The sequence below is a fragment of the Flavobacterium gawalongense genome (assembly GCF_007097265.1).
Taxonomy (GTDB): Bacteria; Bacteroidota; Bacteroidia; order Flavobacteriales; family Flavobacteriaceae; genus Flavobacterium; species Flavobacterium gawalongense.
Window position 1 is genome coordinate 20,076 of record NZ_VJZP01000032.1, and the last position, 26,877, is coordinate 46,952.

The 26,877-nt window shown below is 34.4% G+C and carries 16 protein-coding genes and 1 tRNA gene; 13 read left to right on the top strand and 4 right to left on the bottom strand.

Going from position 1 to position 26,877, the window contains the following annotated elements:
- The first annotated feature begins 11 nt into the window (after positions 1-11).
- Entirely contained in the window at positions 12-1,295 is a 1,284-nt protein-coding gene (locus FNW38_RS14460) for a UDP-N-acetylmuramoyl-tripeptide--D-alanyl-D-alanine ligase (protein WP_143388486.1), read from the top strand.
- A gap of 66 nt (positions 1,296-1,361) precedes the next feature.
- Here the strand turns inward: FNW38_RS14460 and FNW38_RS14465 are convergent, their stop codons facing one another.
- A complete protein-coding gene (locus tag FNW38_RS14465) occupies positions 1,362-4,232 on the bottom strand; it encodes a triple tyrosine motif-containing protein (RefSeq protein ID WP_143388487.1) in 2,871 nt (956 codons plus the stop codon).
- Between the two features lie 346 nt (positions 4,233-4,578).
- On the opposite strand from FNW38_RS14465, the gene FNW38_RS14470 reads away from it, so the two are divergent.
- From FNW38_RS14470 to FNW38_RS14510, 9 genes are all read left to right on the top strand, one after another.
- A complete protein-coding gene (locus FNW38_RS14470; protein WP_143388488.1) occupies positions 4,579-7,689 on the top strand; it encodes a SusC/RagA family TonB-linked outer membrane protein in 3,111 nt (1,036 codons plus the stop codon).
- Between the two features lie 14 nt (positions 7,690-7,703).
- Positions 7,704-9,212 carry a RagB/SusD family nutrient uptake outer membrane protein gene (locus FNW38_RS14475; protein ID WP_143388489.1) on the top strand — a complete coding sequence of 503 codons (1,509 nt, stop codon included), beginning with the start codon at positions 7,704-7,706 and terminating at the stop codon, positions 9,210-9,212.
- 14 nt (positions 9,213-9,226) lie between these two features.
- Positions 9,227-10,102, top strand: a complete 876-nt coding sequence (locus FNW38_RS14480) for a hypothetical protein (RefSeq protein WP_143388490.1) — start codon at positions 9,227-9,229, stop codon at positions 10,100-10,102.
- A 71-nt stretch (positions 10,103-10,173) separates the two neighbouring features.
- Positions 10,174-11,232 (top strand): glycoside hydrolase family 16 protein, encoded by a 1,059-nt coding sequence (locus tag FNW38_RS14485; RefSeq protein WP_143388491.1) that lies wholly within the window; start codon positions 10,174-10,176, stop codon positions 11,230-11,232.
- Positions 11,233-11,324: 92 nt separating this feature from the next.
- Entirely contained in the window at positions 11,325-12,170 is an 846-nt protein-coding gene (locus FNW38_RS14490; RefSeq protein ID WP_143388492.1) for an endonuclease/exonuclease/phosphatase family protein, read from the top strand.
- Between the two features lie 25 nt (positions 12,171-12,195).
- Positions 12,196-13,629 carry a glycoside hydrolase family 30 protein gene (locus tag FNW38_RS14495; RefSeq protein WP_143388493.1) on the top strand — a complete coding sequence of 478 codons (1,434 nt, stop codon included), beginning with the start codon at positions 12,196-12,198 and terminating at the stop codon, positions 13,627-13,629.
- Between the two features lie 28 nt (positions 13,630-13,657).
- Positions 13,658-15,115 (top strand): glycoside hydrolase family 30 protein, encoded by a 1,458-nt coding sequence (locus FNW38_RS14500; RefSeq protein WP_143388494.1) that lies wholly within the window; start codon positions 13,658-13,660, stop codon positions 15,113-15,115.
- Positions 15,116-15,221: 106 nt separating this feature from the next.
- Positions 15,222-16,901, top strand: a complete 1,680-nt coding sequence (locus tag FNW38_RS14505) for a cellulase family glycosylhydrolase (RefSeq protein ID WP_235890211.1) — start codon at positions 15,222-15,224, stop codon at positions 16,899-16,901.
- A gap of 67 nt (positions 16,902-16,968) precedes the next feature.
- Positions 16,969-19,194 carry a glycoside hydrolase family 3 N-terminal domain-containing protein gene (locus FNW38_RS14510; RefSeq protein ID WP_143388495.1) on the top strand — a complete coding sequence of 742 codons (2,226 nt, stop codon included), beginning with the start codon at positions 16,969-16,971 and terminating at the stop codon, positions 19,192-19,194.
- Between the two features lie 400 nt (positions 19,195-19,594).
- Here the strand turns inward: FNW38_RS14510 and FNW38_RS14515 are convergent, their stop codons facing one another.
- Positions 19,595-21,925, bottom strand: a complete 2,331-nt coding sequence (locus FNW38_RS14515; RefSeq protein ID WP_218043731.1) for a glycoside hydrolase family 3 C-terminal domain-containing protein — start codon at positions 21,923-21,925, stop codon at positions 19,595-19,597.
- Between the two features lie 357 nt (positions 21,926-22,282).
- Here FNW38_RS14515 and FNW38_RS14520 point away from each other — a divergent pair, with 357 nt between their 5' ends.
- The 3 genes from FNW38_RS14520 to FNW38_RS14530 all read left to right on the top strand — a co-directional run bounded on the left by FNW38_RS14520 (position 22,283) and on the right by FNW38_RS14530 (position 25,679).
- Complete coding sequence (locus FNW38_RS14520; RefSeq protein WP_143388496.1) at positions 22,283-23,038, top strand: NUDIX hydrolase; 756 nt, start codon at positions 22,283-22,285, stop codon at positions 23,036-23,038.
- A 296-nt stretch (positions 23,039-23,334) separates the two neighbouring features.
- Positions 23,335-25,251 (top strand): amylosucrase, encoded by a 1,917-nt coding sequence (locus FNW38_RS14525; RefSeq protein WP_143388497.1) that lies wholly within the window; start codon positions 23,335-23,337, stop codon positions 25,249-25,251.
- A 77-nt stretch (positions 25,252-25,328) separates the two neighbouring features.
- The gene (locus FNW38_RS14530; protein ID WP_143388498.1) at positions 25,329-25,679 is read left to right on the top strand and encodes a Dabb family protein; all 351 of its coding nucleotides are present in this window, start codon (positions 25,329-25,331) and stop codon (positions 25,677-25,679) included.
- A 70-nt stretch (positions 25,680-25,749) separates the two neighbouring features.
- Here the strand turns inward: FNW38_RS14530 and FNW38_RS14535 are convergent.
- Positions 25,750-25,824, bottom strand: a tRNA-Val gene (locus tag FNW38_RS14535).
- Positions 25,825-26,032: 208 nt separating this feature from the next.
- A complete protein-coding gene (locus FNW38_RS14540; RefSeq protein ID WP_143388499.1) occupies positions 26,033-26,797 on the bottom strand; it encodes a hypothetical protein in 765 nt (254 codons plus the stop codon).
- Positions 26,798-26,877 lie beyond the last annotated feature (80 nt).

Here is a 26,877-nt window from a genome sequence, read left to right on the forward strand (position 1 = left end):
ATCATTTTTAAATGGATATCAATTACATTCATAGTTTATTTTTAAAATGTAAATCGGTTTCAATAGATACTCGTAAAATTGAACCAAACTCATTGTTTGTTGCCATAAAAGGAGAACGTTTTGATGCGAATGCATTTGCTCAAGAAGCATTAGAGAAAGGTGCTGCTTATGTTATTATTGATAATGGGGACTATTTTATTGATCAAAGAACCATTTTAGTTGAAGATAGTTTAGTAACGCTGCAAGAATTAGCAAAGTTCCATAGAGCGTATCTAAAATTGCCCATAATTGCGCTTACCGGAAGCAATGGGAAGACAACTACAAAAGAACTGATTAATGTTGTTCTTTCAAAAAAATATAGTACTAAAGCAACAATTGGTAATTTAAACAACCACATCGGAGTACCATTAACTTTACTTTCCTTTAATTCAGAAACTGAAATTGGAATTGTAGAAATGGGAGCAAATCATAAAAAAGAAATAGATTTTCTATGTGAATTAGCCAAACCGGATTATGGTTATATAACCAATTTTGGCAAAGCGCATTTAGAAGGTTTTGGCGGTGTAGCAGGTGTTATTGAAGCAAAAAGTGAAATGTATCAGTATCTTTCTGAAAATGATAAACTGGCTTTTATAAACTTAGAAGATCCTATTCAGGTTGAAAAAGCAAAAACATTGAAATCTTATTCTTTTGGTGTAAATAAAGAAAATGCAAATGTGAATATAACGGCTGTAAAGGCGAATCCATTTGTTGAAATAAATTATTCTAATCTTACTATAAAATCGCATTTAATTGGATTATACAACGCCAATAATATAAATGCGGCTCTTACTATAGGGAAATATTTTGGTGTGGATGACATTGCGATTAAAGAAGCATTAGAGAGTTATATTCCTGAAAATAATAGGTCACAACTTTTGTCAAAAGGAACAAATCAAATTATTCTGGATGCCTATAATGCTAATCCTAGCAGCATGACGGTTGCTATTGCCAATTTTATACAATTGGACAATACAAATAAGATTATGATATTGGGTGATATGTTTGAATTGGGTCAGGAAAGTCAACAAGAGCATAAAGCAATAGTAACAATGCTTTTAATGGAAGAAAAAGTGACTTGTAACTTTATTGGAACAGCATTTTATGCCAATAGAGTTGACAAAGACAATTTTTATTTTTATGATACATTTGAGGCTTTTGCAAGTCGTTTAAAAGAAACAAAAATTGAAAATAGTACTATTTTAATAAAGGGTTCAAGAGGAATGGCTTTGGAACGGACTTTAGATTTCTTGTAATAAGAACTTCTGTTTTTTTAAATTTAAAAGCCATCATTTTAATTTATGATGGCTTTTTTAGTTCAATTAAATACTCATTAAAAAGCCAATAAGATTTTCTTTTTTATTAAGTTCTAATTTTTTTCTTAACCGATAACGTGCTAGTTCAACTCCTCCACTTGAAATATTCATGATTTCGGCAATTTCTTTCGTTGACATATTCATCAGTAAATAGGTAGATAAATCCAATTCTCGGGGGGAAATTGTAGGGTACTTTTCTTTTAATCTTTTTAGAAAATCAAAATGGACATTTTTGATGTGTTTCTCTAAATCTTTCCAGCTTTTATCGGCACTTACTTCCTTTGTAATGCTTCTGTTTAGTTTTGTAAATTGAAATTTGGTCGATTCATCGAAGGATTCTACATTGATGTCTTTTAGTTTGTATATAATGCCGTTCAGAATTTTGTTTTTCTTTACTACTTGCAAAGAATTATTAACTAGCTCCTTGTCTTTTGCTAAAATCTTAATTTGAAGTTTGTCATTTTTTAACTTTTCAATCTCTTTTTCCAGTTCATATTGTTCCTGTCTGATTTTCGATTCTTTCTCCAGATAAAGCCTTCTTTGTTCAACGGTTTCGTAGTATTTGTTTTTTCTTATTTTTATTTTTATCCTGTTCCGGATAAAAAATATTGATACAACAGCAAGTAAAATATAAAATAAATACGCTAAAAAATGTCTGTACCATGGGGGGGAAACTGTAAATGGAACAAAAGCTTCTTCTGACTGAATTCCATAGCTGTTTCTCACTTTTAATTTCATTTTATAGTTGCCTTCTCTTAAATAGGTATATTCTTTAATTGAAATTGTTGACCAATTACTCCATCGATCATCAAAGCCTTCTAATTTATACGAGAATTCAACATTTTCAAGATTTTCATATGTTGGGGATGAAAATGTAAATTTTACATGATTTGCAGTATACGGAATTAAATATTTTTCAGCGATTTTTTTCTCATTTCCAAAGATTATTGTGTCGCCGGGAAACGAAAAACTTCGAATAAAAACTTTTGGTTTAGTTACGATGTTGTTTAGTAATTGGGAATCATAATGTGCTAATCCGTCTGTTAGTCCTATAAATATGTTTTGCGGGTTAATCGTATTGACAGAAAGATAATTGGTAACTAAATTACCCGTCAAGTTTGAAAATGGGGCAACAATGTTTGTATAACTGCCATCGCTATTTTTTATCAATTCGCCTAATGATTCATTAAAAACATACCAGAGATTTCCATTGGCATCTTCGGTTAGTGTGTTGATTTTGGGAATGTTTTTAAATACAGAACTCATTTTTATATCTTCATAAAATAAGTCTTGCTCTTTTGAATATTTGTAAAAATGATTGTTTGTTTGAAAGTAAATATTGTTATTTATTTTTTGAATGCTTCCAAACCCTTTTTCGGTAGCTGATAAGTTCTGTATAATTTTTATGGATTTAAATTTTTTTAAATCATCAAATAATACCATTTGATACAAGAATTCGTCTTTTTTTAGCCATAAATAGTCGTTGTCTAGTTCGATAAATATTGAGGATTTATCAAAACCCGCAATTTGATTTTTGAATTCTAAACCATTAGATGTCTTTTCGAATATTGCAAACCCATTGTAATTTGATCCTATAACAAAATTGGGGTGGTTGGGGATTGTTTTGAATCCAAAATAGCCGTTTTTATCTAATACTTTTATTGTCTTGCCTCCTTTGATCACTAATGCTCCTATGTTATTTGCGCAAATCAATTCGTTGTTAATTACTTGGATATTCCATGCTTGGGCAGTTGTGCCTTCAACAAGAGCAAAGGCGTCTTCTTTAAATGTTCCGTTCCATGAATGATAAAATACACCTTGATTTGTAGCAACATATAAATTGCCGTCATGTATTACTGATGCATATACAGTACTAATGTCATAACTGAATCCAAAATAGGTAAATGGAGAGCTTTCGTTAATAAATGCGATTCCGTTATCTAGGCCAAGCCAAAGATTGTTTTTATTGTCAACAAAAGAGGCAAGTACAGTATTGTTTTGGAGCCCTTTTTTTCGGTTGATGTGTTGGGTTATTTTACCATTAAGGTCTGAAATAATGATGCCATTTAAAACAGAGTTTAGTACTATAAATTTGTCTTTAATAACAACACCCCCAAGCGAACTGTTTTTTTTAATGAAAATATCGGCTTCGGTATTCCAAGGCGTTATTTTTTCATTACTATATATAAAAAGGCCTTTTTCTAAAGTTGCTATAAGAAGTTTATCGTTAGGCATTTTAAACATCGCCCAAACTTCGGTGTTGTTTAATGCAGTTGTGCCTTTTAAAGGGTACAGTCGTCCGTTTTTGAATTCTAATAACCCAGCTTCGGTATCCTGAAAATAAAGAGTGTTGTTTATTTGAAATGAAAATTGAAATCGTTTTGGGGCTTGGAGTATTTTAAGTTTATTGTTTTTAAATATATATGCTCTGGCAAAAGATTGAAAAATTACTTCGCCTTTAATAATATGAATCTTCCAAACAAAATCTAGCTCTTTGTTGTTTTTTGATTTAATTAATCTAGATAAGGAAGTGTATTTCAGCTTGCCTTTTGAATCGGCTTTGAAATAGCCTAATTCTTTATAACCTCCAACATATATTTTACCAGATTCATCAACCTTTACACAACGAGCTGATGTGTAATTAGGAAGGGCGTACTTAGTCCATGAGGAGCCGTCAAATTGATAAAGACCATTGTTGTTCGCAAAGTATAGATTTCCATTTTTATCCTGATCAATACTCCAGTTTTGAGTTCCTCCTTTATAATCAGTTCTTTTGTAATTTCGGATGTCAGGGACTCCAATATTTTTTACCTGTCCAAACAGTATTGTTGATAACAAAAACAAAAAAACTAGAATATGGAATTTTGTAGTTCTCATAATTAAATTTTAAATGTAATGACTTGGTTGTTATTTGAAAGAGCCTTTTCTTCTATAAAACAAGCGTTTAACGGTATGTTGTTTTGGGCTAAATCCATATTAATAGCTAAAATAACCGTTTTTTAATAAATGTAGTGTTAGTTTTTTAATTTAACTTTTTAATAACAATTAAAATTAATAATTAAAATATTGATATACAATTATTTAAATAATTTTTGATGTGTTTTTGTTTGGTTATAAAAAAGCATTTGATGTGTTTTTGTAATGAAAAATTAATACGGATATAGAAAAAATAGCTATAATATTGCGGGAAATTACTAATTAATTAACCAAAATTTTTAGAAATATGAAATTTACAAAATTGTTTATTTTTTGTTTTTTATCTATTCTATTCTCAGTTTACGGGCAAGCGCAAGATGTTACTGTAAGCGGAAAAGTTTATGACGAAAACGGACTGCCCATTCCAGGAGTATCCATTTTAATTAAAGGAACTTCCAAAGCCACGGCTTCGGATTTTGATGGGAATTATCAAATAAAGGCCACGCCAAAAGGGACTTTAGAGTTTAGTTATTTAGGTTACAATACTACTCAGGAATCTATTAACGGAAGAAATCGAATTGATGTAAAACTGAATCCTTCAACTGAATCCTTACAGGAAGTTGTTGTGGTAGGTTATGGTACTCAAAAGAAAAGTGTTGTTACCGGAGCAATATCCAGTGTAAGGGCTAAAGATCTTGAAAAAGTTCCTAATGGTCGGATCGAGCAAGCCTTACAGGGTAGGGTTTCTGGTGTTACCATTGCTGCCAGTTCTGGTCAGCCTGGTGCTTCATCAACAATACGTATAAGAGGGGTGACTACTTTTGGCGAAGGGGGTAATGATCCTCTTTGGGTTGTAGATGGTGTTGTTGTCGATGCAGGGGGAATAGGATTTCTTAATCAGTCTGATATTGAATCAATCGAAGTGCTGAAAGATGCCGCATCTGCTGCGATTTACGGAACACGTGCTGCTACAGGTGTTATTTTGGTTACAACCAAAAAAGGAAAATCCGGAAAGATTTCTGTAAACTACAATGGGTTTACAGGAATTTCATCACCAGAGAAGACTTTAAATCTACTAAACGCTACGCAATATGGTGCTTTATTAAATGAAAAATCAGTTGCTGCCGGCGGACCTGTCATCTTTCCTAATTTATCTGCTTTGGGTGTTGGGACTGATTGGCAAAAAGCAATTTTTAATACGAGTGCTTTTCGTTATTCTCATGAGTTAAGTATCAGTGGAGGCAGCGATGTTTCTAATTTTTATGCTTCTTTTGGGATTCAGGATCAGGAAGGAATTGTTTCTACTGAAATTTCAAACTATACTAAAAAGAATTTTCGTTTAAACTCTACGCACAAATTATCTAAAGTATTCACTTTCGGACAAACTTTTGGATTTTCCAGACAAAAAACAATTGGTATCGGTAATACGAACAGTGAATTTGGCGGGCCATTGAGCTCTGCAATCAACTTGGATCCAACTACTCCTTTGATAGAAACAGATCCAGTAAAAGCTAATAGTGCTCCATATAGTACAAATCCTGTGATCCGAGATGCAAATGGAAGTCCTTATGGAATTTCCAGCTTAGTTGGTCAGGAGATGACTAATCCTTTGGCGTATGCCAAAACAAGACTAGGGGGGTATGGTACTTCTGACGATTTAGTTGGGAATGCCTATTTGGAAGCGGCAATAACTAAACATATCAAAGTGAGATCAACTCTTGGAGCAAAATTATCTTCTTGGGGAGGTCAGGGTTTTACCCCTGTTTTTTATTTAAGTGCCACTTCAAATGTGCTTAAAAATAGTTACAGTAAAAGTGAAAACAAAAGTTTTGCATGGAATATTGAAAATATTGTAACCTATGCGAATCAATTTGGAAACCATAACTTAACGGTGTTATTAGGTCAAGGTTCCTACGTGGATAATATAGGCGGAGGTTCTGGATCTACCATGTTTGGATTGCCTATTACAGATTATCGTGATGCCTCTTTCAATTTTGATATTCCACAATCAGACAGAAGCAGCAGTACATACGATTTGACAGAACATAAATTGACTTCGTTATTTGCACGTGTGAATTACGATTTTAAAGAAAAGTATCTGTTTACAGGAATTATTCGTCGTGATGGTTCAAGTCGTTTTGGAGCCAATAATAAATTTGGTGTATTTCCATCGTTTAATTTAGGATGGGTACTAACCAAAGAAGATTTTTGGAAAGAAAGCAATGTACTTAATACTTTGAAAATCAGAGGAGGATATGGAGTTGTAGGAAATGATGCAATTCCAAATTTCAGATACCTTTCCTTAGTTGAAGGAGGTTACAATTATTCTTTTGGAAACACAGGAGCAATAACTACCGGCTATGCTAACCTTACACTTGATAATCCCGATTTGCAATGGGAGGAAACATCTCAGACGAATATTGGTTTTGAATCAAAATTTTTCAACGCGATAAACCTTACGGTAGATTTATACAAGAAATCAACCTCTGGTATCTTGCGTTCCATAAATATACCGGGTTATGTTGGTGTTGCTTCAAATCCTACAGGAAACGTAGCGGATATGGATAATAAAGGTATTGAGGTTGAATTAGGGTATAAAAAGAAATTTGGGGAAGTAAATTTCTCTGTTAATGGAAACGTTGCTTATTTAGAAAACAAAGTTACTTATGTAGCTTCTGATTCAAATTATATTGCAGGGGATGCTTCTTTTCAGTCGATGGGGCCAGTGACAAGAACACAAGTTGGACAGTCCTATAACTCATTCTACGGATTTAAAACAGCAGGAATTTTTCAAAATGAGGCCGAAATAGCTGCTTACACGAATGCTTCAGGCGGGTTAATCCAACCAAGTGCTCGTCCGGGAGATTTCCGTTGGGTTGATACTGATGGAAATGGTTCAATAGGAGATGATGACAAACAATTCTTGGGAAGTAATATTCCAAAATACACTTTTGGACTGACTTTGAATTTCGACTATAAAAACTTCGATTTTATGGCATTTGCTCAAGGTGCGGCAGGAAATAAAATTTTCCAAGGTTTGCGCAGGTTAGATGTTGGAAATGCTAACTATCAAACTATTGCTTTAAGCCGTTGGACAGGTGAAGGAACTTCAAATGATTATCCGAGACTTACAAATAACGATGCCAATGGTAACTTTGGTAAGATGTCAGATTTTTATCTTGAAGACGGGAATTATCTTAGACTAAAATTAGTTCAATTTGGATATTCATTGCCAAGTGATGCGATTAGTAAAATTGGAGCCAGTAAAGTGCGTTTTTATATAACGGCTGAGAATTTATTGACTCTTACTAAATATACAGGATATGACCCTGAAATTGGTGGAGGTGTATTTGGGATAGACAAAGGGATTTACCCACAAGCAAGAACATTTATGTTTGGAGCCAATTTACAATTTTAATAAAATCAAGAATTATGAAAACGATGAAATTTAAATATTTATTTATAGCAGTAGCACTGGTTTCCTTAGGTTCTTGTTCTGAGGAGTTTGTTAATGTTACACCAAAAGGTTCTTTTCTTTCAGATAACTATTATGCTAACGAAGAACAAGCAACGGCAGCTCTGGTTGGAGTATATGATCCAATTAGAAAAAATTCAGGCGGTTTTGAAAATATAATCTCCATGATGAACGCAGGTTCGGATGACTTCTATGCTGGTGGTGGTGGTTCTACAGATGGAGCAGGAATTCAAGCTTTCTCTACACACACACTTACTTCAACAAATGTAGCGGGAAGTTTTTGGAACGATCATTACCAAGGAATTTTCAGAGCAAATACTTTGTTGTTAAAATTACCGGATGTTGCTATGCCGGATAATCTAAAAGCCAGATTTGCTGCAGAGTCAAAAGCGTTACGTGCTATATATTATTTCAATTTGGTACGAATGTTTAAAAACGTTCCATTGCTATTGGATCCTTTAACAGCGACTAATATGTATGATGTTGAGCAGGCAGCTCCTGAAGCAGTTTACGCTCAAATTGAAAAAGATTTATTAGAAGCAATAAATGTTTTGCCAACAACCGTTCCAGCTGCCACAGAATCTGGGCGTCTTACAAGAGGTGCCGCTCAAGCAATGCTCGGGAAAGTATATTTGTATGAAGGCAAAAAAACGGAAGCTGCTGCTGTTTTGGCTCAGGTAAATGGTACACCAGGCGCAACAAATCAATACGGCAATAAATTGTTGTCTAACTTTAATGATTTATGGGTTGTTGCCAATAAATTTAATACAGAGTCAATTATAGAAGTGTCACACACAAGTGCTGGTAATTCTGATTGGTGGTTTTGGGGTTCAGGTAGAGACGAAGGAAATTCATTAAATGTTATGGTAGGTCCTAGAAGTTATTCGAGACCATCAGGCTCTACCGCTCCGGACTTACCTTCAGGATGGAGTTTCAATGTTATTACACAAGATTTATATGATGCCATTAAATTAGATCCAAGATTTGGAGCAACAGTATTTGACCTTAAAGCCTTAAAAGCGGCAGGTCAGGCAGATTATATTGGTGGATATCAAGATACAGGATATTTCTTGAATAAATTTCTTCCAAGAAAAACGGATGTTCGAACTGGTGGTGGAGCAGCAGAGTTAAATTACAAACAGAATACGTATGTGATTAGGCTTGCTGACACCTATTTAATGGAAGCTGAAGCATTAGGTTCAGGAGCAAGAGCGCAAGCATTGCTTGATGCGGTAAGAGCAAGAGTTGGTTTGCCATCTGTCCCGGTTACACTTGCAGCTATTAAAAACGAAAGAAGAATGGAACTTGCTGGCGAAGGACATAGATTCTTTGATTTAGTAAGATGGGGTGATGCCGCTACTAAATTAGCAAACAGAGGTTTTGTAGCAGGTAAAGATGAAGTTTTTCCTATACCAACCAGAGAGCTTCAAGGGACCAAATTGAAACAAAACCCAGGGTATAATTAATAAAAGATAAAATTATGAAAAAGATAAATAGGGGATTTTTAGATAAAATTGCAATAATAGTAATTTCACTAATTCTATTTTCAGGTTGTCAAACTGAAGACATAGGTGATGGGAATGGTCTTAGTACAGATGGGTTAAATTCTGAGTTCACAATAACTCAAGGGTCTAATGCGAATACTTTTAATTTAACGTCTAACCCAAATCCAACGGATTTTGTGTTTCATTATTGGAATGTTGATGATGGTGCTGGTTCGGCTGCGGGAACTGCTAATGAATCTTTGTTCTTGCCAGATGTTGGGACCTATACTATTACACATAATGTTTTTGGTAAGGGCGGCAGTGGACCAGCTCCAGCAGTTAAGACTATTACTGTTACCACACCAGATCTTATTTCAGGAAATTTAGTTCAAGGGGGTAAATTAGACACGGCTTCAGATATAAGCAAATGGACAGTTTTAAACATAAGTGCATCAGGAACCTCTTGGGCTTTTGCAAATGGTAAAACAACAGTTACAGGTGGCGGTTGGAATCAGCAAGGATTCTATCAGGCTATTAGTGTAGTTTCTGGTAGAACATATAAAGTTGATATGGTGTGCTCTTCTACAAGTGGTGTGTCAAACACATGGTTTGAAGTTTTTGTATCTCCAATAATTCCAACACAAAACAGCGATTATTCTGCCGGAGGAAAAATACGTTCGATAAATACTTGGGCAGGTTGTGGTGCATCTGCATTTTCTGGAAAAATATCAAGCGTTGGATGTGGTGGTGCAGATAATGTTGGGACTTATACCGCTACTGCTACAGGAACAGTTTATTTGGTTATTAAATGTGGTGGTGAAAATCTTAAAGATGGAATCTCCGTTGATAATATTGAGTTAAGAGGAATATAAATAAGCTTAATTTAAGCTTCTATAATTTTATAGAAGCTTAAATTTTTTAAATCTTGACATGAAAAATAACCATGAAAGTATTCATAAATTTTACTGCTTTGGTTGGGATTTTTTTATTGCTTTCTTGCAGTAGTATTGATCGCAATAGCGGGGAGGGGACAGTGACAAAACCTTCGAATTTTTTGATTTCAGCAGCGATTGTTGGTGGAAACGCACAAAACCCAAACGGCAATGGGAGCGGAACAGTAAATTTTAGCATCAGTGCAACTAATGCGACTTCCTATAAAATTTTACTTGGTAACGGTGAAACCAAAGAGCTGACAAATGGAAATTTTACTTACACCTATACAACATCGGGTACAAACACCTATGTTATATATGTGTCTGCATACAATTCAGGACAGTTTGTTTCTTCGACTCTTTCATTAACAGTTTTCGTAGGGTCTTCTTTAGTTTGGTCAGATGAATTTAACGTTGACGGAGCACCTGATAGTGCAAAATGGGGTTGTGATTTAGGTTCTGGAGGTTGGGGAAATAACGAATCCCAATATTACACGAACAGGCCAGAAAATGTAATTGTTCAAGATGGTTTGTTAAAAATTAAAACGCTAAAAGAAAGTTTTAGTGGAAGCAATTATACTTCGGCTAGAATTCTTACAAAAGATAAATTTTCTTTCAAATACGGAAGAGTAGAAATTAACGCAAAACTGCCTGCTGGTGGTGGAACATGGCCTGCTTTATGGATGTTAGGAAGTAATATAAGTTCTGCCGGTTGGCCTGCTTGTGGAGAAATTGATATTATGGAACACGTTGGTAACAGCCTTAATAAAGTTCATGGTTCCTTACATTCTCCGGGGCGCTCAGGAAATACACCAGACACCAGTACTGTTATGGTTCCTGATGCTACAACAGAGTTTCATATTTATGCCGTAGATTGGTCAGCTACGTCAATTAAGTTTTACGTTGATAATCAGTTATTTTATACTTTTACAAATACAGCTAGTTTTCCTTTTAATCAGGATTTTTTCCTGATTATAAACTGTGCGATGGGTGGTAATTTTGGAGGAACGATCAATCCTGGTTTTACTTCTTCGACTTTTGAGATAGATTATGTTAGAGTTTATAATTAATGTGTTTTTGTTTAGTTAGGTCTTCATTAAGGGCTTCTATTTGTAAGTTGGATAGAAGCTCTAATGAAGAATATTAATTTAAAAATAAAATAATGAAGCAGTCAAAAAAAATAATTAGTTCGATAATTTTAATCCTAATGGCCATGTTTTCTAATGCTCAGTCATTAAAAGTGATGACTTATAATATTCGCTTAGATGTTGCAAGTGATGGAGAAAATGATTGGAGCCACCGCAAAGATTATTTCGCCTCTCAAGTTCAATTTTACGAACCAGATATTTTTGGAGTACAAGAAGCAAGGCCCAATCAGGTTATTGATATTGTAACTTCACTTTTGCAATATAATAATGTAGGCATTGGAAGAGACGGAATAGGACAAGGGGAATCGTCTACTATTTTTTATAAAAAAGAAAGATTTAGAGTGAAAGAAAGCAATACGTTCTGGCTTTCTGAAACTCCATATATCATTTCCAAAGGATGGGATGCTGCTTACAACAGAGTTTGTACCTATGCACTTTTCAGAGATTTGAAAACAAAAAAAATGTTTTGGGTTTTTAATACACATTTGGATCACATTGGTGTCGAAGCCAGAACCAAAGGGATACAGCTTATTCTTTCGAAAATAAAGGAACTAAATACTAAAAATTATCCCGTAATTTTCATGGGAGATTTAAATTCAGAACCCGATGAAGAAAGAATAATTGCACTTAAAAAAGTGATGGATGATACGAGAGAAGTTTCACAAGAGAAGGCTTTTGGGCCTTCAGGAACTTTCAACAATTTTAAACACAACGAACCCGTAACCAAATTGATAGATTATATTTTTATTTCGAAGAATAGTATTTTTAAAGTAAAAAAATATGCCATTTTGAGTGATTCAAAAGATTTGAGATACCCATCAGATCACTTGCCGGTCTATGTTGAAATAAACTTTAAATAAAAATTTGAATTATATAAAATATACCATGAAAATTTTCATCTTACTAACCTTGTCAGTCATGCTGTCAAAATGTTCTCCGTCTGGCGATACGGTTAATCCAACCCCAACTCCAGTTCCGCCGGTAGTTACAAATGAAATGGATTTTTGGTTGACAAAAGGGAATCAGAGTGTAACACTTCAAAAACAAACATCAATTTTAGCATTTGGTACTGCCTATAATAATTACTCCAATATTGAGGTTGATGATTCCAAAACATTTCAAACTATTGATGGTTTTGGATATACCTTAACGGGAGGAAGTACGCAGGTTATTAATCAATTAAATGCCAAAAAGAGACAAGAATTATTAAAAGAATTGTTTGGTGCCAATGATAATTCAATTGCTATCAGTTATCTAAGAATAAGTATTGGTGCTTCAGATTTGAATGCAACGCTATTTACTTATAATGATTTGCCCAGCGGTCAAACAGACGTGAATCTGGACAATTTTAGTTTAGCTCCTGATAAAAATGATTTGATTCCAATGCTAAAAGAGATCGTGGCCATCAATCCAAATATTAAAATCATGGCAACTCCATGGTCACCACCAGTTTGGATGAAAGACAATAATGGTTTCGTAGGAGGAAGTTTGAAACCGGAGTATTACGGAGTTTATGCTCAATATTTTGTGAAATACATCCAGACAATGAAAGCCGAAGGGATTACTATTGATGCCATTACGCCTCAAAATGAACCTTTACATCCGGGTAATAATCCAAGTATGTTGATGATTGCATTGCATCAGGCCGATTTTATAAAAAATCATTTAGGTCCCGCTTTCAAAGCTGCAAATTTGACAACAAAAATTGTGGCGTACGACCATAATTGCAACAAACCGGAATATCCTATTGCAGTGCTGAATGATCCTGCAGCGAATCCTTATGTTGACGGTTCTGCATTTCATTTGTATGAAGGGGATATAAGCGCTTTATCTACAGTTCACAATGCTTTCCCAAATAAAAACATCTATTTTACGGAGCAATACACGTCTTCTACAGGAACTTTTGATGGCGATTTGAAATGGCATGTCAAAAATATAATTATTGGTTCCATGAGAAATTGGAGTAAAACAGCATTGGAATGGAACTTAGCAAATAATGCTTTTTTTGGACCAAACACTCCAGGCGGTTGTACTACTTGCAAAGGAGCACTAACCATAAATAGCAGTGATAGTTTTACCAGAAATGTAGGGTATTATATCATTGCGCATGCCTCTAAATTTGTTCCTGCAGGTTCAGTTAGAATTGCGAGTAACCATAGTGGCAATTTAAACAATGTGGCTTTTAAAACGCCTAGTGGGAAAAAAGTTTTAATTGTTGAAAATGATGGAAACACATCCGAAATTTTTAACATTAAATACAATGGGAATTGGGTTACAACTTCATTAGAGGCGGGTTCGGTAGGAACCTATATCTGGTAAAATAATATCTATACATAATACTTACATCATGAAAAAAATAACAACAATAGCCCTTTTAGCAGTGACTTTTTTGGCTTTTTCGCAGCAAAAAAATAAAACGAAACTACTGTCTTTTTCTACAAAAGACAAAACAGTTACCGTTTACACTACAGCAGAAAATACTAAATTAAGATTAACACAAACGGATAAATTGGGTTTTGGAACTTCAAAACAACCGTTGGAAACGGAGATTTCTGTTTTTGTAGAACCTAAAAAAACGTTCCAAACCTTTATGGGAATTGGCGGAGCAATAACAGATGCCAGTGCTGAGGTTTTTGCAAAATTGACAAAAGACAAGCAACAAGAACTTATTAATGCCTACTATGATAAAGAAAAAGGAATAGGCTATTCATTGCTAAGAACAACCATTCATAGTTCTGATTTTAGTAGTGGAAGTTATACCTATATCGAAGAAGGGGATAAAAATTTGAAGACTTTCAACATTGACCACGACAGGCAATATCGCATTCCAATGCTCAAAGAAGCCATAAAAACAGCTGGCGGGAAATTATTACTTTATGTTTCGCCATGGAGTCCTCCCGCTTTCATGAAAAGCAATGGCAGCATGCTAAAAGGAGGAACTTTACTTCCGGAATATTACCAAACGTGGGCGAATTATTACACGAAATTTATCAAAGCCTATGAAAAAGAGGGAATGCCAATTTGGGGATTGACTGTTCAAAACGAACCTATGGCAACTCAAACTTGGGAATCTTGCGTTTTTACCGCTGAAGCCGAGAGAGATTTCTTGAAAAAATTCCTTGGACCAACAATGAAAAAAGAAGGTTTGGGAGATAAAAAAATTGTGGTTTGGGATCACAATCGTGATTTGATGAATCAGAGAGCAAATGTTATCTTCTCAGATCCGGAAGCTTCAAAATATGCTTGGGGAATGGGATTTCATTGGTACGAAACTTGGGCAGGTGGAACACAAATGTTTGATAATGTTCGAAAAGTTCACGAGGCTTATCCATCTAAAAACTTATTGTTTACCGAAGGATGTATAGAAAAATTTGATACTAAAAAATACCAATTCTGGGCAAACGGCGAACGATATGGAATTTCTATGATTAATGATTTCAATAATGGAACGGTGGGTTGGACGGATTGGAACATCCTTTTAGACCAAAACGGAGGCCCGAATCACGTAGGGAATTTTTGTTTCGCACCAATCCATGCAGATACCAATTCGGGAGAATTAATCTATACACCGAGCTATTATTATATTGGACATTTCTCGAAATTTATTCGTCCTGATGCCAAAAGAGTCAGTACAGCTGTGAGCAGAAGTAGTTTGTTAAGTACTTCATTCCTGAATACAGACGGGAAAATGGTCACTGTGGTGATGAACCAGTCTGATAAGGAGGTAACGTATAATTTAATCATTGCTTCAGAGAAAACGGTTGTTGTAATTCCGGCTCACGGGATCCAATCTTTGGTTTATTAAATTATAAACGGGTTGGTTTTAAAAATATAAAGTATGAAAAAAATAGTTTTAATAGTCTTTATTTCTTTTTCAGTTGCCTCGTTCGGACAAGGTTTTTTACATAGAAATGGACAAGAAATTGTCGATGGAAATGGAAAAAACATTGTATTACGCGGTTTGGGGTTGGGTGGATGGATGGATGGTTCAGGAAGGCTATATGCTTCAAACAAGTGAATTTGCAGGTTCCCAACATGTAATTAAGCAGAAGATAACGGATTTAATTGGTGCTAAAAACACAGAAGAATTTTATGATGCTTATAAAGCAAACGGAATAACAAAGAGAGATGTCGATTCATTGGCGGCTTGGGGTTTTAACTCCGTTCGACTGCCGATGCATTACAACTTGTATACACTGCCCATTGAGCAAGAAACAGTTTCAGGCCAGAATACTTGGTTGGAAGAAGGTTTCAAAATGACAGATGATTTATTGAAATGGTGTGCTGCCAATAAAATATACCTGATTTTAGATTTACATGCAGCTCCCGGAGGTCAGGGAAAAGATGCCAATATATCCGATTATGATGCTACAAAACTATCGCTTTGGGAAAGTACCGCAAATCAGGATAAAATGGTCGCGCTTTGGGAAAAGTTGGCTTTGCGTTACAAAGATAATCCTTGGATTGGAGCCTATGATATCATCAATGAGCCCAATTGGAATTTTACGGGAACGAATCAAAATGGTTGTGACGAAACTTCGAATGCGCCTTTAAGAGCTTTACAAGTTAGAGTTACAAAAGCAATAAGAGCTATCGATACGAATCACTTAATTTTTATCGAAGGCAATTGTTGGGGGAATAATTACAATGGCATGTTTCCGCTTTGGGATGAAAATATGGCGTTGAGTTTTCACAAATACTGGAACGATAATGATGTGGCTTCCATACAAAACATGTTGAATTTCAGAACCCAATATAATGTGCCGATTTGGCTGGGTGAAAGTGGTGAAAATTCTAATGTATGGTTTAAGGAAGCAATCTCTTTGGTAGAATCCAATACTATAGGTTGGGCTTTTTGGCCAATGAAAAAAATTGAAAATTTAGCTGGAGTTACTTCGGTTACAAAAACACCGGAATACGAGCAATTATTAGAGTATTGGAAAAACGGAGGGAAAAAGCCAACAGTAGCTTTTGCAAAAAAAGCGTTAATACAAATTGCCCGAAACTTCAAAATGGAAAAGCTAACCATCAGATACGATGTTATTGATGCCATGTTCCGACAAATCCAGACAACTGATGCTAAAAAATACAAAAACCATCCACTGCCAGGGAAAGTATTCGCAACAGAATATGATTTAGGACAAAATGGATATGCTTATTTTGATAAAGATGTCGCCAATTATGATGGGACTAAATTTACCAAGTGGAACAAAGGGGGAGTCATGAGAAATGACGGCGTCGACATTGAATCTTGTAATGATAAAAGTACTAATGGTTTTCATGTTGCGTTTATTGGAGATGGCGAATGGTTGCAATACACATTTGATTTAAATACAGAGCACACATTTGATGTTGCTATTCGGTATTCCAGTGATGTAGCTGGAGGGAAGCTTTTCCTTAAAGATGAAAACGGGCAACTTTCTGAAACCATTACAATTCCTTCTTCTGGAGGAATAAATAATTGGCAAACGGTGACTTTGAAAAATGTGGTTTTAAAAAGAGGAACCAATACAATCAAAGTCTATTTCGAAAAAGGGAATTTCAATTTGAACTTTTTAGAATTTAAAAAACCAAGCGGGTTAAAAAAATAAAAGAATGTTTCCTAATTTTTCGATTATGAAATAAATGAATTTGATTTAAAAAAAACAGTATTTAGAAATGAAAAAAATAGTAACTACAGCACTTTTATTGACCTGCTTTATTGGGTTTTCTCAACAAAAAACGATTGACCAAAAAGTGGATGCTTTGCTAAAGCAAATGACACTCGAAGAGAAAATTGGTCAACTCAATCAATATACTGGAGATAATGCTGCGACTGGACCAATAACCATAAATCCGAATAAACAATCTGAGATTAAAGCAGGTTTAATCGGTTCTATGTTGAATGTTTTGGGAACACAACACACGAGACAATACCAAGAATTAGCCATGCAATCCCGATTAAAAATCCCTCTGTTATTTGGTCAGGATGTCATTCATGGATACAAAACTACTTTTCCAATTCCATTGGCGGAAGCCGCAAGTTGGGATTTAGATGCTATGGAGCTTTCGGCAAGAATTGCCGCAACAGAAGCGGCCGCCAGTGGAATCCATTGGACCTTTGCGCCAATGGTCGATATTGCGCGTGATCCGCGTTGGGGAAGAGTGATGGAAGGCGCAGGAGAAGATACGTATTTAGGTTCAAAAATCGCTTACGCCAGAGTGAAAGGTTTTCAAGGGAAATTGGGTGATGTCAATTCCGTAATGGCTTGCGTGAAACATTTTGCTGCTTATGGAGCTGCAATTGGCGGGAGAGATTATAACTCGGTTGATATGAGCGAAAGAATGCTTTGGGAAACCTATTTGCCACCTTTCAAAGCAGCTTTGGATGCGGGAGCCGCAACGTTTATGAATTCGTTTAATGACCTTAACGGAATTCCGGCAACAGGGAATAAATATTTGCAAAGAGACATTCTAAAAGGAAAATGGAATTTTCAAGGTTTTGTCGTTTCCGATTGGGGTTCAATAGGGGAAATGATCAATCACGGATATGTAAAAGACAGTAAAGAAGCTGCATTAGCTGCTATAACCGCAGGAAGTGATATGGACATGGAAAGCAATGCGTACAGATATAATTTGGCACAATTAGTAAAAGAGAAAAGGGTTCCAATTGCGCTAATTGATGATGCCGTAAAAAGAATTTTACGCAAGAAATTTGAATTGGGATTATTCGAAGATCCATATAAATACTCAAATCCAGAAAGAGAACAAAAAGAATTGAACAATCCGGAACATAGAAAGGTAGCAAGAGAAATTACGGCAAAAAGTATCGTATTGTTGAAGAATGAAAAAAATATTTTACCGCTTTCAAAACAAACGAAGACAATTGCTTTTATAGGTCCTTTGGTTAAAGAACGCAAGCAAAATATGGGTTTTTGGTCAGTGGAATTGCCAGAAGTAGATTATGACAAACAAGTTATTTCACAATGGGAAGGTTTACAGAATAAAGTAGGGAATACAGCCAAATTGCTTTACGCCAAAGGGTGCGAAATTGAAGGGGATAACAAAGATGGTTTTGCCGAAGCAATAGCTGTTGCCAATCAGGCTGATGTTGTGATTTTAAGTATCGGCGAAAGAAGAGATATGAGCGGTGAAGCTAAAAGTCGCAGTAATCTTCGTTTACCGGGAGTTCAGGAAGAACTGATAAAAGCGATTCAAGCGACTGGAAAGCCGGTTGTGGTTTTGATTAACGCAGGAAGACCTCTTATTTTTAATTGGACTGCTGACAATGTCCCTGCAATTTTGTATACCTGGTGGTTGGGAAGCGAGGCAGGAAATGCTATTGCCGATGTTTTGTTTGGCGATTACAATCCTTCAGGGAAATTGCCACTATCTTTCCCAAGGGAAGAAGGTCAGATTCCTATTTACTACAATCATTTTAATACGGGAAGACCAGCTAAAAATGAGACGGAATCCAATTATGTTTCGGCTTATACAGATTTAAAAAACAGTCCTAAATTTCCTTTTGGATACGGTTTAAGTTATACGACTTTCGAATATTCAAATTTGAAATTATCTAATAATAAAATTAAAAGTACTGAAACGGTTGCCGTTTCATTAAATATAACCAATTCAGGAAAAGTGGCTGGAGAAGAAGTGGTTCAGTTGTACTTAAGAGATAAAGTTGGATCAGTAGTCAGACCAATTATTGAACTAAAAGATTTTCAAAAAATAAAATTGAATGCAGGGGAAACTAAAACGGTCAAATTCACTATAGACAAAGAAAAATTGTCTTTTTATAACGCAGCATTACAATGGATTGCAGAACCTGGTGATTTTGATTTAATGATTGGTTCGTCTTCTGCGGATATTCGTTTGAAAGACACTTTTGAATTGGTCAAATAATAATTGTAGGGTAGAGAATAGCTGTTTAAACAGTTTTTGAAATAGACTTTAATCTATTTTTTATTTTAAAGTCTTTGATTTTTATGTAAATAGAAAGAATACCTTTTGTGTTTTAACAAATGTATGAGCTTATTAACTCAAAATTAATATATTTGATGCGGTATTTTTTTAATATAGTATGCTCACTAGTATGTTGAAATTGATGTAAGTATAAATGAAAAAGTATTGACTCTAAATCAATTTTCCTTAAGAACTTGTAGTTATAGTATTAAATTTAGGAAAACAAATTTGAAAAAGAGGGAATTTAAATGAGAGGTTACCTTATAAAAGGCAACCTCTTTTAAATTCTGTTTCAATACTTTTTTAACAACAATTAATTAACAATTTTTAAAATGGTTTTTTAATTATGATTTGCAGCTTTTAAAATATCTTGCAAATTTTCTTCAGTAAATTTCCCTCCTGATAATAAAAGAAATTTATTTATTGGCATATCTGCTAACATGGCTTCTAAGAATGAAGCTGCTTTTTTCTCGTCTTCAGTTTCTGCTTTTTTATTATCTCCTGTGAAACTTTGAACAAGTTGTGCATATATTACAGCACTGTTTGGTGCGTTTTTGAATTCTTTGAATAATGATTCATGCGTAAGAACAACTTTTGCAGTTTTTGTAGACTGAATATCAATAGTTTGTTGTAAAGGTAAATTACGAGAAGAACCTCCAACACGGATGTCAAATTTTCCTGATTTTATAGCCCAATCATGAGATTTTGAATTGAAATAAGCAAAATCACGTGAGGTTAAATGGAAAGTAACTGTTTTTTCTTCTCCTGGTAATAAAGCCACTTTTTCAAAATGTTTCAGTTCATTTTCTGGTCTTGCCACTTCACTTTCTTGTTCGTGAACATATAATTCTGCAACTTCTTTACCAGCTACTTTACCAGTATTTTTTACTTTTACTGAGATTGCAATGTCATCAGAATCTTTTGCTGCCGTAGTATTGGCTTTAATATCAGAATAAGAAAAAGTCGTGTAACTCAAACCGAATCCAAAAGGAAAGTTAGGTTCGATTTTCTTTTTGTCATAATAACGGTATCCAATAAAAATACCTTCGCCATAATTTGCATTTCCGTCTTTTGAAGGAAAATCCATAGCTGTTGGAGTATCCTCTAAGCGCATTGGAAAAGTTTCAGATAGTTTTCCGGAAGGATTTACTTTTCCAGTCAATACATCAGCAATTGCACCACCACCGGCTTGACCACCAAGATAGGCTTCAACAATGGCAGTAACGTCATTTTTCCAAGGCATCGATACAGGCGCACCATTCAACAATACTACTATTATGTTTTTGTTTACTTCGGATACTGCCGAAATCAACTTGTTGTGACCAGCAGGCAGGTCCATATTATTTCTGTCGTAACCTTCGGATTCATAACTGTCTGGCAATCCTGCGAAAACAATTACCAATTCTGAATTTTTTGCATTTTGTACTGCTTCAGCAATTTTAACTTCATCAGTTTCTCCTTCTGTATTATAACCTGTTGAGAAACTAAATTGGGTTCCTTTTGCTATTTTTTTCAATTCATCAAGTGAATTTAGAATTTGTGTAGGACGTACTTGTGAACTTCCTGCTCCTTGATAGCGAGGTGTTTTTGCAAAATTACCAACGATAGCTATTTTTTTCAATGAAGATTTCAGCGGTAAAATTGCATTGTCATTTTTTAATAAAACAATACATTCACCACTCACTTGTCTTGCAAGGTCATTGTGTTTTTGTTTGTCAACAATAACTCCCTTTTTATGGCTGTCTTTTGCTTTTAAGGTTACTGCAAGTAAATCCGTTACGATTTGATCTAATCTGGCTTCTGATAAAGTTCCTTTTTTTACTGCTTCAACAATTTTTTTATCATTAAAACCACCACTAGCTGGCATTTCTAAATGCAATCCGGCATCTACTCCTAAAGCTCTTTCGTTTACCGCACCCCAATCAGAAACAACAAATCCTTTGAAACCCCATTTTTCTTTTAGAATTTGATTTAACAAATAAGGGTTTTCAGAAGCATATACTCCGTTTACTTTATTATAAGAACACATCACGGTCCATGGTTGCGCCTCTTTTACTGCCATTTCGAATGCAGGAAAATAGATTTCATTTAAGGTACGTTCGTTTACATTTGAACTATTGGACATACGTTCCGCTTCCTGGCTGTTTGCAGCAAAGTGTTTCATTGAAGTTCCTACACCTTGGCTTTGAACTCCATTAATAAAACTTGTTGCAATTTTTCCCGCTAAAATAGGATCTTCAGAAAAATATTCGAAATTTCTTCCGCCAAGAGGAGAGCGTTTCATATTTACTCCCGGTCCTAACAATATTTGAACATCGTTAGCTTGAGATTCGATTCCTAATGCTTCACCCATTTTTTGAGCTAGTGCAGGATTCCAAGAAGAGGCAAGCGCTGATGCGGTTGGAAAGCAAGTAGCAGGAACACTGTTGGTAAAATCAAAACCTTCCGCTTTACGTAAACCATGAGGTCCGTCGGTCATAAAAATGGAAGGGATTCCAAGTTTTGCAATGGCTTTTGTTGACCATGCTGTTTCTCCTGAACACAGAGAAGCTTTTTCTTCCAATGTCATTTTTGCAACTAATTTTGTTGCTTTTTCTCTATAATCTACGTTTTGGGCATAGGATTGAGCTGACAGAGTAACCCCAATTAGTAGTAAAATAAATTTTTTCATAAATCTTTAATTTGGTTGTTTTTTGGTAATTATATTTTTGTTTAAAACAAATGTGTTATTTTGACGCAATGTACATGTTTTTTTTATATGGTATACATTTAGTAAAAAAATATAACATTATTTTTTAGGGATGTGTTTTTTTTACTGTTTATAAATAAGAATATTTAATTTTTTTGTGATTAACAGGATGTTTTGTTTTTCTATGGATAAGAAAATTTTTTTAAAAAAAATATTGTCAAGTAGAGAAGACATAATTAATTTTGTATCTTGAATTTTCGGTTCATTTCCTTGAAAAAATAGAGTAAATTGCAAGGAAATAATTTTAGTAACTTATCTTAATACAAGTATAGAAATCGTATGTTAAAAAACGTTTTAGATAACAAGGAAGACTATCAGCCAAGTTTATCAATAGATTGTGTGATTTTCGGATTTCATGATAATCAGCTCAAAGTATTATTAATAAAAACAAAACACAGCCATGAATGGGCTTTGCCAGGCGGTTTTGTGCCTGTTGATGAAGATATCGATGATGCAGCGGTTAGCGTGTTGTATGGCAGAACAGGGTTAAAGGGAATTTTCCTGAGACAATTTGCTACATTTGGAGCCGTTAAAAGAAATAGCATTGATTTTAGTAACAGAGTTTTAAACTTTTACGGAATACCTTTAGATGAAGGTAAGTGGTATACGAATCGTTTTGTAACGGTTGGTTACTATGCTTTAGTCGATTTTTTACAAGCAGTTCCTCAACCGGAAGGTAAAAATGAAATTGTGGAGTGGATTGACCATCATGCAGTGCCGGATTTGATTTTAGACCACAAGAAAATTTTGGACAAAGCATTAGAAACACTTCGTATGGAATTGAATTTAATGCCGGTAGGATATAGTTTACTCCCTGAAAAATTTACCATTCCTGAACTACAAAAACTATATGAAACTATTTTGGGCAGAAAACTAGATCGCAGAAATTTTCTTCGCAAAATAACTGCCATTGGAATACTTACAAAACTCGATGAAAAGAAAAGTAATGTCGCCCATAAAGCACCTAACTTATATAGTTTCGATAAAGAGAAATATGAAGAAGTCGTAAGGAATGGATTGACGCAGGGTTGGTAATTTTTTCGCATTCCATGATTGATTGCGTAAGAACTATATAAAGGGGAACGAAAAGTATTCGTAAAGCCAATTTTAAAGAATAATAAAAGCATAAAGGCTATCTGAAAAGATAGCCTTTATGCTAAAAATAATAATGGAATAACGCATCTGTTATTTTTGTAATAAATTAGGTTCTTAATGTAATTTTTTTTCGGGATACATTTTTTTATTATATTTAAAATCATTTTATCTTTGGAAGTGGGACTCTATATTATTTTAAGATAAATAATGATAAATAAGTAAATTTTTATAAAAATATGCAACAGGCTGAAAAGTTATCAAAATTAAATATCTTCTTGGAAGATGTGAAAATTAAAGACAAGAATTTCCATTTAAGATTGGGGGCAAATTTTCCAATTATCAGTGACTTATTTCAAAAATTATATTCCGATAGTCCTTATAAGGAGGAGACGTTTGAATTATTGTTGAAGTCTTTGGTTAAGAATTTTGAAGAACGTTCTCCTTTGCAAAAGAAGCGAGATATGACACGTGTTTCTAATCCAAACTGGTATTGCAGCGAGAAAATCGTAGGGATGATGTTGTATGTGGATCTTTTTAATACTGATTTTAATGGGCTGAAAGAGAAAATTCCTTACTTCAGAGATTTGGGAATTAATACAGTGCATTTGATGCCTTTTTTGGATGTGCCGGAATTTGAAAACGATGGAGGTTATGCGGTCCGCAATTATCGTGAAGTGAATCCTAAATTTGGAACGATGAAGGATTTTGAAGCTTTGGTACATGAGTTTCAAAAAAACGACATGAATTTGATTATGGATTTTGTCCTCAATCATTGTGCTGATCAGCATCAATGGGCTGTTGAGGCTCGTAAAGGACATCCTAAATACAAAGATTTTTTCTATTTTTTTCCAGACAGGAATTTGCCGAATGCTTATGAACGGACAATGATCGAGATTTTCCCGGATACTTCGCCTGGAAATTTCACTTATTTGCCAGAGAGCGATCAATGGGTGATGACTTTGTTTTATGGCTATCAATGGGATTTGAATTATAAAAACCCAATGGTTTTAGTGGAAATGATAGACACCATGTTATTCTGGTCCAATAAAGGAATAGATATTTTTCGTTTAGATGCTGTAGCTTTCATGTGGAAGGAAATAGGAAAGTTTAATCAAAATCTGCCTGAAGTTCATCTTTTATTACAACTTTTTAAATTATGTGGTCAAATTGTAGCTCCGGGTGTGGCCTATATTGCTGAAGCGATTGTGGCTCCTGAAGAAATTATAAAATATTTTGGTGAAGGATTGTTTCAAGGAGATGAATGCGACATTGCTTATAATGCCAGTTTTATGGCGTTGAGTTGGGAAGCTTTGGCTACACGGAATACCAATTTGCTTAAAAAATCAATCAAAGCAGTTCCTAAGAAACCAAGAAATACAACATGGATAAATTATGCTCGTTGTCATGATGACATAGGATTGGGATTTGATGACAAATTAGTTGCTGAACTTGGATTAGATAGTTTGCAGCATCGCTTGTATATTTTAAAACATTATTGTGACGGTTTTAATGGCAGTTTTGCACTTGGACAGCGTTTTATGATTGAACATGAAACGGGTAATGCCCGCCTTTCAGGTTCTATGGCGGCATTGTGTGGGTTGGAAAAAGCATTGAAGGAAAACAACGAGAGAGAAATTAAACTGGGTATAAAACAAATCAATTTACAGCATGCTATCATTTTGTCTTTAGGGGGTTTGCCAATGATTTATAGCGGAGATGAGGTTGCCTTGCCAAATAATTATGAGTACTTAAATGATGAAAGTAAAAAGTATGATAACCGTTGGTTGCATCGTTCAAAAATGAATTGGAGTTTGGTTGAAAACATAGAAAATTCTCCATCAGCACAAGCTCAGGTCTATAAACAATTAAAAAAATTAATAAAAATTCGGAAACAAACACCTGCTTTTGCGGATAATAATGATTTAGAATTTATTGATTATGAAAATACTCATTTGTTAGTATATAAAAAAACAAATAACAAGGATACCATTTATGTTATTGTAAATTTCTCAGAATTTGATACTGTTTTTGAAAGAAGTTTGTTCGCTGATTTTAGTGGAGATAAATTATATAATTTACTAACGGAAACGGACATTATCATTCACGAAAAAAACTTTATAAGTGCTTATGATGTATTATGGCTTAGAAAATAATAGTAATGTGAAAAAGTTGTCCGTTTTCATGAAATTTGAAAATTAAATAAAGATTAAAATATATAAATTAGTTCCTTATGGATGATAATAAAACCTTTAGCTCGAGTGCTATTTCAACAGAACAAAATAATGTTCCAATACACCATTCGGTTATTTTTATATTTAAAGACGGAATGACAGCGCTTGAAAAACAAGATTTTTTTGATGCTGTCAGTAAATTAACCACAATTAATGGAGTTGAAAAATTTGAAATACTAAAGCAGACGAGTGTCAAAAACAAATTTGAGTACGGTATATTGATGGAGTTTAAAAACAATGAGGCATATCAATATTATAACAACCATCCTGATCATGTTGCTTTTGTTCAAAATATTTGGTTAAAACAGGTGGAAGACTTTTTAGAAATAGATTATGAAGCAATGGGCTAATCAGGAATCGATCCTAAAAGGAAAACTATAAAGCATAAAAAAACTCCATTATTTCTAATGGAGTTTTTTGTGGGCGATGAGGGGTTCGAACCCCCGACCCCCTCGGTGTAAACGAGGTGCTCTGAACCAGCTGAGCTAATCGCCCTAATACAATTTAGATTTTTTTCATTTCCTTATTGCGAGTGCAAATATAAGCTTGTTTTTCGCTTATCCAAAATATTTTTAAATAAATTTCAATATTTTTTAAGAGTAAAATTATATTTGATTGGTATTTAATTTATTAGGTTTAATAAAATTCTCAAATAAACTCCGTTTGCTCGTGATAAGACAGAGTTTATTTGAGAAATCAGAATTTATTTGGATAAAGAAGGAACATTGGTGTAGATGAAGTCACCATGCATGCCAGTAAACGTCTTGTTGAATCCATCAAAAAACACTTTTCGGTCTTCTTCTTTTGGCCAAGCTGTTTTTATTAATTCATTTTGTTTATCGCTAGATTTTTCTAAATCGGCCAATGAATCATAATAATAGGCTTCAAGGAAATCCCTGCTGTCAGCTCCCCATGCATGGCGGTGAGGGTAATGTCCTTTTATATAAGGATTATTCATGGTAATTTTTTCATTGAATTCTTTTAGGCCTTTGCCTTGACCATTCATTGACATTTGTGATTTTCGCACATAAACGACCATAGGTTCTTTAGTAGTAGGCTTGAATTCTTTGGTGCCGGTAACAGAGGAGTAAATTTCGTCGGAATGTACAGGAGAATAATAACTGTTGTATTTTTCAAAAAAAGCAGTTCTGGCTTTTTCATCAGGCCAGCCTTTTTTAACTGGTTCATTAGTAGCTTCGCCTGATTTTTCTATGTCTTCCCAGGTTTTAAAAGCTGAAACGAGTAAAATTTCGGAACTGTTTTCTGTGTAATAATGATTAAGAATTTCGGAACCAATTATTAAATCATTCTTACTGGTAACTTTGTCAAAGTATTCTTGTTCAGTTTGCTTCCAGTCTTTTCCGTCGGAATCTAAATTCCTATGCATAATCGTCACTGTAATAAATATAGGTTTCGGGGCTTCTTGAGCAAAAATGCCAATGCTTAACAAGAATGTTAAAATTAACATTCTTTGAGGTAGGTATTTAATTTCATATCTTTAAAGTCTTATAAAACATAGGAAAAATGGAAATATTCAAAGGTCAAAAC

What these genes read in the sequence shown, in the direction of transcription:
- FNW38_RS14460 (WP_143388486.1), top strand. Translation starts at nt 12, where the DNA reads ATGGATATCAATTACATTCATAGTTTATTTTTAAAATGTAAATCGGTT.
- FNW38_RS14465 (WP_143388487.1), bottom strand. Translation starts at nt 4,232, where the DNA reads ATGAGAACTACAAAATTCCATATTCTAGTTTTTTTGTTTTTGTTATCA.
- FNW38_RS14470 (WP_143388488.1), top strand. Translation starts at nt 4,579, where the DNA reads ATGAAATTTACAAAATTGTTTATTTTTTGTTTTTTATCTATTCTATTC.
- FNW38_RS14475 (WP_143388489.1), top strand. Translation starts at nt 7,704, where the DNA reads ATGAAAACGATGAAATTTAAATATTTATTTATAGCAGTAGCACTGGTT.
- FNW38_RS14480 (WP_143388490.1), top strand. Translation starts at nt 9,227, where the DNA reads ATGAAAAAGATAAATAGGGGATTTTTAGATAAAATTGCAATAATAGTA.
- FNW38_RS14485 (WP_143388491.1), top strand. Translation starts at nt 10,174, where the DNA reads ATGAAAGTATTCATAAATTTTACTGCTTTGGTTGGGATTTTTTTATTG.
- FNW38_RS14490 (WP_143388492.1), top strand. Translation starts at nt 11,325, where the DNA reads ATGAAGCAGTCAAAAAAAATAATTAGTTCGATAATTTTAATCCTAATG.
- FNW38_RS14495 (WP_143388493.1), top strand. Translation starts at nt 12,196, where the DNA reads ATGAAAATTTTCATCTTACTAACCTTGTCAGTCATGCTGTCAAAATGT.
- FNW38_RS14500 (WP_143388494.1), top strand. Translation starts at nt 13,658, where the DNA reads ATGAAAAAAATAACAACAATAGCCCTTTTAGCAGTGACTTTTTTGGCT.
- FNW38_RS14505 (WP_235890211.1), top strand. Translation starts at nt 15,222, where the DNA reads ATGGACAAGAAATTGTCGATGGAAATGGAAAAAACATTGTATTACGCG.
- FNW38_RS14510 (WP_143388495.1), top strand. Translation starts at nt 16,969, where the DNA reads ATGAAAAAAATAGTAACTACAGCACTTTTATTGACCTGCTTTATTGGG.
- FNW38_RS14515 (WP_218043731.1), bottom strand. Translation starts at nt 21,925, where the DNA reads ATGAAAAAATTTATTTTACTACTAATTGGGGTTACTCTGTCAGCTCAA.
- FNW38_RS14520 (WP_143388496.1), top strand. Translation starts at nt 22,283, where the DNA reads ATGTTAAAAAACGTTTTAGATAACAAGGAAGACTATCAGCCAAGTTTA.
- FNW38_RS14525 (WP_143388497.1), top strand. Translation starts at nt 23,335, where the DNA reads ATGCAACAGGCTGAAAAGTTATCAAAATTAAATATCTTCTTGGAAGAT.
- FNW38_RS14530 (WP_143388498.1), top strand. Translation starts at nt 25,329, where the DNA reads ATGGATGATAATAAAACCTTTAGCTCGAGTGCTATTTCAACAGAACAA.
- FNW38_RS14540 (WP_143388499.1), bottom strand. Translation starts at nt 26,797, where the DNA reads ATGTTAATTTTAACATTCTTGTTAAGCATTGGCATTTTTGCTCAAGAA.